Here is a 10,061-nt window from a genome sequence, read left to right on the forward strand (position 1 = left end):
TTTATTTCTTCGTAATCGGTGCAAAGGCCGCTAATAAACGCTTAATTCCTTGATCCTTGAATGCAATATCAAGTTCCATATCTTCACCGCTGCCGGTCACCTTCACAACCGTGCCTTCACCCCAAGCCTTGTGTTGAACCTTATCGCCAACCTTCCAGCTCTTTTTATCTGCGCCGGTTCCTTGAGGACGATCGACCGTTCCTGCTGGTTTCCGGTAAACCGGTGTCTTCCGAGCAAATGGCGCATTTGTTCGCCGCACTGCTGAATTTCCAGAGCTAATATAATTTGCTCCTTCATTTTCAGAATGCAATAAGTTATCGCCGATTTCAGTAATAAAACGGGAAGCGGCATTGATTTGCCGTTTACCGTATAACATCCGTGACAAAGCATTTGTGATGTATAGCTCTTGCTGAGCCCGCGTAATTCCAACGTACGCAAGCCGCCGTTCTTCTTCTAATTCATCTTCATCCATTTGGGCCCGTGAAAGCGGGAAGATTCCTTCTTCCATTCCCATTAAGAAAACAACTGGGAACTCGAGCCCTTTAGCTGCATGCAATGTCATTAACGTCACTTCATTTGAATCATCAACGTCATCTTGATCAGATACTAAAGCTAAATCTGCAAGGAAATCTGCAAACGGATCACTTTCTTCATCTTCAGGTTGCCATTGGGCATCAAACTGTTTCGTAACCGTTAAGAATTCATCCAAGTTTTCAAGCCGGCTTTGATTTTCAAGCGACTTTGTTTTTTCTAATTCTGCCCGGTAACCTGTCATTTCAAGAATATCCTCCGTTAATTCCGTAACGTTTTCTTTTTTTTCAAGATCATGCAATTTGCGAATCAATTGGGCAAACTTTTGCAACTCATTCACTGCTTTTCCCTTAATTTCGGTTAATGCCACATTTTCAGCAGCCTCTTCGAGTGAAATTCCGTGAAGATCAGCAAATGCTTGAAGCTTCTGCATGCTCGTTGCCCCAATTCCTCGTTTCGGCGAATTAACGATCCGTTCAAAACTCAATGAGTCTTGCGGATTAGTTGCCAGCCGTAAATATGCCAAAACGTCAAGAATTTCTTTCCGTTCATAGAATTTATGGGCACCAACTAACTTGTAAGGAATGTTAGCTTTCACAAATGTTTCTTCGATTTTCCGCGACTGCGCGTTTGTCCGATACAAAATCGCAAAATCACGGTATTGCCGCCCTTTTTGCTGCATCTGTTCTTTAATTGCCTTAACCACAAAATAGGCTTCATCACTATCGGTATTGCCCCGATAATAATGGATCTTTTCGCCCTGCGCATTTTCCGTCCACAACGTTTTGGCTTTCCGGTTAACGTTATTTTCAATTACCTTATTGGCTGCTTCCAAAATGGTCTTCGTTGACCGGTAATTTTGTTCCAGCTTGATGACCGTCGCATCCGGATAATCCTTTTCAAAGTTCAGAATGTTTTCCATGTTAGCACCGCGCCAACCATAAATGCTCTGATCGGCATCTCCAACAACACATAGATTACGGTTAGCCTTAGCTAACATATTAACTAATTCATACTGAGCTTCATTTGTATCCTGGTATTCATCAACGTGAATGTACTTGAATTTCCGTTGATAAAATTCAAGAACTGCTGGGGCTTCCTTAAACAAATCGATCGTCTTCATGATCAAATCGTCAAAGTCCATCGCTTGATCCTGTTGCAACCGGTCCTGATATTCAACATACGCCTTTGCCACAAGGTCTTCGAACATTCCGCTTGCTTGTTCTTGGTACTGTTCTGGAGTTAATAAATCGTTTTTGGCATTTGAAATGGCACTTAAAATTGCCCGCGGATTATACTTTTTCGGATCAATGTTTAAATCTGCCATAATATGCTTCATCAGCGTCCGTTGCTCACTCGAGCTGGCAATCGTAAAGCCGCGATTATAACCGATTTTTTCACCATCGCGCCGTAAAATCCGAACACAAAGGGCATGGAACGTTGATACCCAAATTTCTTCCGCACCTTCACCAATTAATTTATCGATCCGTTCCCGCATTTCACGGGCCGCTTTATTGGTAAAGGTAATTGCAAGGATGTTCCACGGGTTAATGCTCTTTTCTTCAATTAAGTAGGCCACCCGGTGAGTCAATACCCGGGTCTTCCCGCTTCCTGCACCGGCCATTACCAGCAACGGGCCTTCCGTTGTTTGAACGGCTTCTGCTTGTTTATCGTTCATCTTTGCTAATAAATCCATCACAGCCAATTCATTTCCTCCTATGCAAGCTACAATCAAGTTTTATTATATCAAAATCAGGCTTACTTTTTAAGGTAAAAAAGACAAAGAGACTGGCGTCTAAAGCAACCGTTTTCGCCGATTTGCTTTAGATGTTCAGCCTCTTTAAATGATCCAACATCCTAAATTTTATTATCCCAGATTCCCGTTGACTCAACCTGTTCCCGCACGGTTTCAATCGTTGGTCCTAACGCCAACAAATATCCTTCCGTATCATGAACCCGCATTGAAAGCGGATAGCGGAAGAAGTTGTAATACCAGTTATCTTTAAGAACCCACTGTGTTCGCAAGTCATCTTGATCGTGACTTTCAATCGTAATTGCCACTGTTGGTTCCATTAATTCGGTCTTTACAAGCGGCATTTGAGCTAACGCCCGCAAATGCTGTTCAAACATCGTAACATTTGTGGCTTTATCAAATACATAGCCGCTCGCATGCAATCCCGGAACGACCCGTTTGACGTAAATTGCACCACTTTCAGTCAGGAAGAAGGCAATTTCCATCGTGCCGACATAGTTTAAACTCTTCGCGATTTTATCAGCCAACCGGCGGACTTCGGCTTCAACGTCATTATTGATCATTGCTGGAACAAGTGATTCATGAAGAACATGATCATGATAGATGTTTTCAATTACCGGGAAGAAATTGACCGTTCCCTTCGCATCCTTTGTCAAAACGACTGATAATTCCTTTGTATATGGAATCCACGATTCAAGGATGTACGTTCCCATATCGATAATATCCGCACACTTTGCAATATCTGATTGTTTGCGAATAATTTGTTGATGAGCTTTTCCAAGTCCCTTTTGAATTGGCTTTAAGACACATGGATAACCGATCGATGTTACGGCTTGGTAAACATCGTCAAGGTTAACGATCGTTGCATACGGGGCAATATTAACGTTCAATTGTTCAAAAAAGGCCCGTTCAAGCAGCCGGTCTTGCATGTACTCCAATGCATCGGTCCCCTGCGGAACTGATGTATATTGGGCAATATACTTAATTACTTCTGAATTAACATGTTCCGATTCATACGTCACAACATCGCACCGTTGAGCAAAACTTTGAAGTTTTAATTTATCGTTCATTTTGCCAACGATTCGAACATCGGCTTCTGCCAAAGTCGGACTTTCTTCATACCGGCTGTATGCCACAACCTTATATCCCATTTTTTTAGCAGCCCGCGCTAACATAATTCCGTTTGGACTATCGCCAATGATTCCCAATGTACTTCCAGGAAAAAGCGTTTTTGTCATTTTCCTCACTACTCTCCATTCAAACCTATATAATTTCGATTTCCAATTATTAGTTTATCAATAACTAATCATATCAATTTTAATGATACCATAATTGCAACTTTGAATATTATAAATTTCCTTTAGATTTTAATCGTTATCGTACTGATATAACTTATATTTTTGAATAATTGCGATCAGCTTTTGGGCATAATTGGGGTCGGTCGCATACCCGTTAGCTTGCAAGGCTTCCGCAGCCGTTTCATAATTCGTTGCGTTTACAACCTGTTCGTAATGGTCTTGATCACCTTCAAGTCCATCAACCAACAATTTTGTATGGGCCGCAATCGAAGCCGCCCACGATGGATAAACCGCAAAGCTGGCTTTGACCGTGGTCCATTGACCGTTTACGTACTCTTTGGTCGTCATCATCGCGCTGTTCGTTCCGGTTCCCTTGACTCCAAAAAGATTATTATATTTTTGCGAAAGCTCACTTTGACCCCAGTCTGATTCTAACGCTGCTTGTGCAATCGTAATACTTGCAAGCACATGACTTTGTCGTTGTTCACTTTCCGCAATCGGCGCAACTTTTTGAATAAAATTCAGTTTGACCTGTTCACTTTGGGGAATTGCTGCCTGACTTTGCCGAATTTCGCGTCCGCTCCATCGAATAACTTGGATCGACATCATCAGTCCAAGAATAACGATCAAAACCACGTCGGTGATTTTTAAATGCCGTTGTTTCAAAAAACGTTTTAATTTTCTCTTCATTCTTTTCAACCCTCAAGCATGCTTCTTCAAAACCTTTAATAACGCGGTGGCAATTAGCGGAACCGTTACCGCTGCTAACAGCATTTCCGGAATTCCGTTCGTTCCTACTACTCCCAACAAATACGGAAGCAGTTGGCGAACATCGACCGCATACAATCGTGGTGCTTGATTATGATAAAAAAGATAAATTTGGCCAAGAACCAGTAAGGTGTTGGTCATACTTCCGGCCATTGCCGCCATCACCATTGATTTTCGGATTGAAAAATGCCTTTTCAGCCATAAAAAACCATATCCTGCAACCGTTCCAACTAAAATTCGGGGAAGGACGGAAATCAGCGGATTGGTAAAACAAATAACTGCAAGCGGACTTGTCGGCCAAATAAATGCCCGAATAAAGGTGATCATTCCCCAAATTCCGCCAACAATCATTCCTTGAACGGGGCCTAAAACAATTGCTGCAACAATTACCGTAACATGGATCAGCGTAATACTTAACGGTCCAATTGGGATGTTTCCCAAAATCGGAACTAAGTTTTGGACGATCACGATCGTTCCAAAAAGCGCTAATAATGTATTTCGCCGTAATTTTTGACGCGGATCAAGCACGCGATCACTCCCTGATAATTATTACCGCTGATTATAACTTAAAAGAAAAAGCCGTGCAATCGCACAGCCTTTTCAAACTCTTTCTCATCTTAAACCCATAATAAATTAGATAAATTGTAAGATTCCCATCAATACTGGAACAACGACAATGAACAATACCGTACTCATAACAACGACGTTGGTTGCGTATTCAACATCGCCGTGGGCTTCGCCAGCCAAAACAGGTAATACGGCTAACATTGGCGTTGCTGATTGAACGATCAATGTTTGTTGCATCAAACGTGGTAAATCAAAGTGAAGGATCGGTGCTCCGAACTTGATCAAAAGAATCAATACAAGTGGTGATACTACGAACCGGCCAAGTAAGGCAACGATCGAATCACGGTCAAACTTGAAGTTCTTCAAACCGGCATCGCATAAAACAACCCCAATGTAAATCAATGATAACGGCGTTACCAAGTTACCTACATAACCAAGTGTTTGGAACAGGAAGTCTGGTTTGCTGCTTGGTAAACCAAGAAGTAACCAAATGATCGCAACAACGAATCCAACAAGCGGCATTGGTAAAAGTTTTTGCAAACTGATCTTGTGCTTCTTCTTGCTGTCTTTATCAGCCGTTGGATCATCATTGTAGATCAAGAAGACCCCAAAGGCCCATGTTGAAACCGTATTGATTACGTAGTAGATCAAGAAGTCAGCCATTGACTTTGTTCCGAATAAAGCCATGTTTAATGGCATTCCGATAAAGATCGTGTTGGCGTTGACGATCGCGTTCATCATGATTCCGCGCCGACCTGGACGAACCTTTAAGACCTTAACAACGAGCCATGCAATTAAGTATCCAATAATTACACCTAAGGCTGGGAAAATCAATCCCTTACCTAAACCTACTAAACTTGACCGGGTCAAGTGTTTTTGAACAGATACGAAAATTGAAGCTGGCAAAGCGATCTTCGTAATTAAACCTGAAATACTCTTTGCGAAATCATCGCCAAACCATCTAAATTTCCGAAGTAAAAATCCAAGTGCCATAATCAAAACGATTACGACAATACTTGATACTGAAGTTAAAAATACAGACATCCCTCTTACGCTCCTCTATAAATTCGCTTACTTATCTTTTTATTAATATTTCGGTTCCCACTTCATATCAGCAACTGCTTTGTGAGCATCTGATACACCAGCGATGCCTTGATCAATTGCACTTTGAGCAACTGTTTCAGCAACTGTTTGGGTGAATTCAGTCAACTTAGCAACTGGTGGTAATACTGGGGCACCTGGTTGGCTTGCGTCAACAATTCCGCCTAATGCGTGAGCAGCAGCAGCAAGCATCTTTTCGTTTACAACCTTTGCCTTAGCAGCGATTGAACCGAAACCAACTCCTGGATATACCAAAGCGTTGTTTGCTTGACCGATCGTGTATGTGACGCCGTTGTATTCAACAGGATCTGAAGGAATTCCAGTTGCAACTAATGCCCGGCCGTCTGTCCACTTGATCAAGTCTTCAGCCTTAGCTTCCAATAACTTCGTTGGGTTTGAAATTGGGAAGATGATTGGCCGTTCTGTGTGGGCAGCCATTTCCTTAACGATTGATTCTGTAAAGGCACCTGGTTGCTTTGAAGTTCCGATCATAACGGTTGGGTGAACAGCCTTTACAATGGCTTCAAGGTTAGTTAATTCGTCAGCATTATCAAATTCGCTGCGTTGACGAACAAATGGTTTTTGAGCAGGAGTTAAGCCTTCTGTGTCTTCAAACAATAATCCTTGCTTGTCAACCAGGTAGAAGTGCTTCTTTGCTTCTTCTTCGCTCATTCCGTTGCGAACTAATTCGTCGCACATCATTTGAGCAATTCCGCATCCGGCAGTCCCGGCACCAAATGTCAAGAAGATTTGGTCTTCAAGTTTTTCCTTTGAAATGTTCAAAGCTCCAAGAACACCTGCTAAGCAGATAATTCCGGTTCCTTGAATATCATCATTAAATACCGGAATTTCATTTTGATACTTTTGTAAGATAACGTCGGCGTTTGAACGGCCAAAGTCTTCAAAGTGAATCAAAACGTCTGGGAACAACTTCCGAGCTGATTCAACGAACTTGTCAACCATTTCATAGTACTTGTCACCGTAGATCCGCTTGTGGTGGTTACCTAAGTACAATGGATCGTTTAATAATTCTTCATTATCTGTTCCGGCATCCAATGAAACTGGCAATACATTGCGCGGATCAATTCCTGAAGCAGCCGTGTAAACCATTAATTTACCAACTGAAATGTCAACCCCTTGAGTACCCCAGTCGCCGATTCCAAGAATTGCTTCAGCATCTGAAACAACGATCAACTTGATGTCGCGGCCTTCTGCAGCGTTCTTCAATGTGTCTTCAATATCATCTTGAGCATCAATTGAAATAAATGCAGCGTCTTGTGGTTGAACAAAGACGTGACTGTAATTTTCAATTGAATCTGCGATTACCGGATCATAAACGATTGGCATGAATTCAACCAAGTGCTTGCTCATCAAATAGTAGAACAATGTCCGGTTTGTGTTGAAGATTTCCATTAAGAACTTCCGCTTTTCAAAGTTGTTTGGCTTTGATTGGTAGTGTTCGTATGTTTGCTTTGCTTGTTCTTCAATTGATTGAACACCGATTGGCAACATTCCGACCAAACCATATTCTTTCCGTTCTTCGTTTGTAAATGCAGTTCCTTTATTTAAGAAAGGATCTCTTAAAACGTCAATTCCACGTTTCATATCTTAACGCCTCTTCTTTTCCTTTAATATTTACTCTTGCATTTTATTTTTTCTTAATATTCATAGTCAAATTCATGTGCTATTATAAATAGTATTTATATGACAAAATAAATCATTGATAAATCAGGTGATTAACATGAACATCAAAGATATTGAATATTTTAATGAATTGATGACGACTAAAAATTTTTCAATTGTTGCCCAAAATTTTAATGTCAGTCAGCCAACGATCACGATGGCCATTAAACGCTTGGAAGAAGAATTCAACACAAAGTTCTTTATCCGCAACAAATCGCATAAGGAATTGATCGTAACCGATTCCGGAAAGCAATTCTATGAACATAGTAAACACATCATGCAAGAGCTGAAAGTCGCTTCCAAAGAAATTCGCGATGCCGACGAGCAAAAAATCATTTTCGGCCTTCCGCCAATTATCGGGACATATTACTTTCCGCCGGTTACGCCTGAGCTGCTTCGCAACGGTCTGCTTGATGACCTTACAATCGTCAGTCGCGGATCAAGTTTCTGCCGGAAAATGCTTTTAAACGGTGACCTTGATATTGCGCTGCTTGGATCAAACTATCCGTTAAAGGAACCGAATTTAATTACCGAAACCTTCGCCCGTTCACCATATAAAATCATCGTTGGATACGACCACCCGTGGGCTAACCGCCAGTCCGTCAGCATTGAAGAACTCCGCGGGCAACGCTTTATTTCGCAAAATGAAAGTTTCGTCCAACACCGGGCATTAAAAAAAATGGCCCGCCTTGGCCATTTTCGGTTAAACATTGTGTGTCAAACAGATAACGTTAATATTTTAAAAGCCCTTGTTGCCGAAAATATCGGTATTAGTCTCCAAACGGCCATTTCCATTAATCCGGACGATCGTTTGCACGCAATTGACATTGAGGCTGAGGATTTTCCAACCTTTAACATGTCGATTGCCTACCATGCACGGCATTACTTAACCGATAAACAGCAACAACTTTTAGATATTTTACGAAAATCAATTTAATCCTTGCTTGATTGAATCCCTGCTTGGCGGCCAAAAACAATTGTTTCGGCAATCGAATTTCCACCGACCCGGTTGTTTCCGTGCAATCCGCCGGCAACCTCGCCAGCTGCAAATAATCCTGGAATAACATTTCCGTTTTCATCTAAAACGCGAGTCTTCTTATCAATATGAATTCCGCCCATTGTATAGTGAACAGCCGGGGCAACATGAATTGCATAAAACGGGGCAACATCAAGCGTGCGCATCCCTGTATGACGTCCAAATTGGGCGTCTTTTTGATTTTCAACCGCGGTATTCCATTCGGTAACCGTTTCGTCAAGCTGCCGCGGATCAACGTTGGTTTGATCAGCCAGCTCAGCTAACGTATTGGCTTGTTCAACCAATCCGACGCTTTGGTAGAACCCGAGGGCTTTGACCCGCTGAAAGACTTTTTGATCTAAAATCAGGTACGCATGCCCTGTCGGCTGAGCAATGATCGCGTTTGAAACCTTTTTCCGGGTATCAAGTTCATTAACGAACCGCTTGCCGGCATTATTTACCAAAATTGCCCCTTCGCCGCGGACCGTTTCGCCAATCAAATACGTGTGCGGATTATCTTGCTGAACCGTTGGATGAATTTGAACTAAATTAAGTTGAACCAACTGGGCTCCAAGGTTCTGGGCTAACTTTAAGCCGTCTCCCGTTGCCCCGTCCTGATTCGTTGTCTTAAAGTCAGCATATTGTGGCGCATACCGCTTAATCAATTTCTTTGAAGCCCCGAAGCCGCCAGTAGCAAGAATCACTTTGCGGCATTCAAGATGAATCTGGGCTTCATTTTGAATAACCGTTAATTGAAATCCCATTGCGGTTCGTTGAAGATCCGTAACCTTACAATCCGTTCGAATTTCGATTCCGGCATTTTCAACCGCAGCGGCAAGTTTCTTTACGAGATAAGCTCCAATCGGTGAAGTATCCGTTGGCCGGTGAGTCCGGGCTAAACTCATTCCCCCAAGCGTTGTCAGGTCGCCCAAATCAACATCATACTGTTTAAGCCATTCAATTGCCCCATTTGTATGCGTTGTAAAGTATTGCAATAACTGGGGGTCATTCATTTTACCGCCTGCTTGGAACGTTTCATTATAGAACTGTTCTGAACAATCAATGATTCCATTTTTAAGCTGCAAATCAGTTTCCGCGGCATTCATTCCTGATGATGCGCGCATCGAATTGCCGCCGATCCGCGGCATTTTTTCTAAAATCATTACCTTTTTGCCGATTTCGTGGGCTTGCAATGCCGCAGTCAGTCCGGCACATCCAGCACCAATAACGATCGTTTCAACCTGATTTTTCATTTCAATTCCTCCTCGTAATATATGTTTTGTAATCATCTCACGATGATTTTCCTTAAAAATAATCTTTTTGTTTTAGTACTGTGTGGTACCTG

8 protein-coding genes are annotated in these 10,061 nt (G+C 42.1%); 1 reads left to right on the top strand and 7 read right to left on the bottom strand.

Going from position 1 to position 10,061, the window contains the following annotated elements; all coding sequences use genetic code 11:
* Nucleotide 1: 1 nt before the first annotated feature.
* The 6 genes from pcrA to A3O17_RS04115 form a co-directional block, all read right to left on the bottom strand.
* Nucleotides 2-2,227 (bottom strand): DNA helicase PcrA, encoded by a 2,226-nt coding sequence (gene pcrA, locus A3O17_RS04090; RefSeq protein ID WP_064212843.1) that lies wholly within the window; start codon nt 2,225-2,227, stop codon nt 2-4.
* Between the two features lie 161 nt (nt 2,228-2,388).
* Entirely contained in the window at nt 2,389-3,522 is a 1,134-nt protein-coding gene (locus tag A3O17_RS04095) for a 5-(carboxyamino)imidazole ribonucleotide synthase (RefSeq protein ID WP_064207961.1), read from the bottom strand.
* Between the two features lie 129 nt (nt 3,523-3,651).
* The gene (locus A3O17_RS04100) at nt 3,652-4,272 is read right to left on the bottom strand and encodes a glycoside hydrolase family 73 protein (RefSeq protein WP_064212825.1); all 621 of its coding nucleotides are present in this window, start codon (nt 4,270-4,272) and stop codon (nt 3,652-3,654) included.
* Between the two features lie 12 nt (nt 4,273-4,284).
* Nucleotides 4,285-4,878 (bottom strand): ECF transporter S component, encoded by a 594-nt coding sequence (locus A3O17_RS04105; RefSeq protein ID WP_064212824.1) that lies wholly within the window; start codon nt 4,876-4,878, stop codon nt 4,285-4,287.
* A gap of 105 nt (nt 4,879-4,983) precedes the next feature.
* Nucleotides 4,984-5,961, bottom strand: a complete 978-nt coding sequence (locus A3O17_RS04110; RefSeq protein ID WP_064212823.1) for an AEC family transporter — start codon at nt 5,959-5,961, stop codon at nt 4,984-4,986.
* A 42-nt stretch (nt 5,962-6,003) separates the two neighbouring features.
* Nucleotides 6,004-7,623 (bottom strand): malolactic enzyme, encoded by a 1,620-nt coding sequence (locus A3O17_RS04115; protein ID WP_064207965.1) that lies wholly within the window; start codon nt 7,621-7,623, stop codon nt 6,004-6,006.
* A 136-nt stretch (nt 7,624-7,759) separates the two neighbouring features.
* Here A3O17_RS04115 and A3O17_RS04120 point away from each other — a divergent pair, with 136 nt between their 5' ends.
* Nucleotides 7,760-8,638: a LysR family transcriptional regulator gene (locus A3O17_RS04120; RefSeq protein WP_064207966.1), complete on the top strand. Its 879-nt coding sequence runs from the start codon at nt 7,760-7,762 to the stop codon at nt 8,636-8,638.
* On the opposite strand, the gene A3O17_RS04125 is transcribed toward A3O17_RS04120, so the two are convergent.
* Nucleotides 8,635-10,005 (bottom strand): flavocytochrome c, encoded by a 1,371-nt coding sequence (locus A3O17_RS04125; RefSeq protein WP_064212822.1) that lies wholly within the window; start codon nt 10,003-10,005, stop codon nt 8,635-8,637. The genes A3O17_RS04120 and A3O17_RS04125 overlap by 4 nt on opposite strands.
* Nucleotides 10,006-10,061: the final 56 nt, after the last annotated feature.

The organism is Ligilactobacillus aviarius, from assembly GCF_001654615.1.
Lineage (GTDB): Bacteria > Bacillota > Bacilli > Lactobacillales > Lactobacillaceae > Ligilactobacillus > Ligilactobacillus aviarius_B.

What these genes read in the sequence shown, in the direction of transcription:
- A3O17_RS04110 (WP_064212823.1), bottom strand. Translation starts at nt 5,961, where the DNA reads ATGTCTGTATTTTTAACTTCAGTATCAAGTATTGTCGTAATCGTTTTG.
- A3O17_RS04125 (WP_064212822.1), bottom strand. Translation starts at nt 10,005, where the DNA reads ATGATTACAAAACATATATTACGAGGAGGAATTGAAATGAAAAATCAG.
- A3O17_RS04115 (WP_064207965.1), bottom strand. Translation starts at nt 7,623, where the DNA reads ATGAAACGTGGAATTGACGTTTTAAGAGATCCTTTCTTAAATAAAGGA.
- A3O17_RS04100 (WP_064212825.1), bottom strand. Translation starts at nt 4,272, where the DNA reads ATGAAGAGAAAATTAAAACGTTTTTTGAAACAACGGCATTTAAAAATC.
- A3O17_RS04120 (WP_064207966.1), top strand. Translation starts at nt 7,760, where the DNA reads ATGAACATCAAAGATATTGAATATTTTAATGAATTGATGACGACTAAA.
- pcrA (WP_064212843.1), bottom strand. Translation starts at nt 2,227, where the DNA reads ATGGATTTATTAGCAAAGATGAACGATAAACAAGCAGAAGCCGTTCAA.
- A3O17_RS04095 (WP_064207961.1), bottom strand. Translation starts at nt 3,522, where the DNA reads ATGACAAAAACGCTTTTTCCTGGAAGTACATTGGGAATCATTGGCGAT.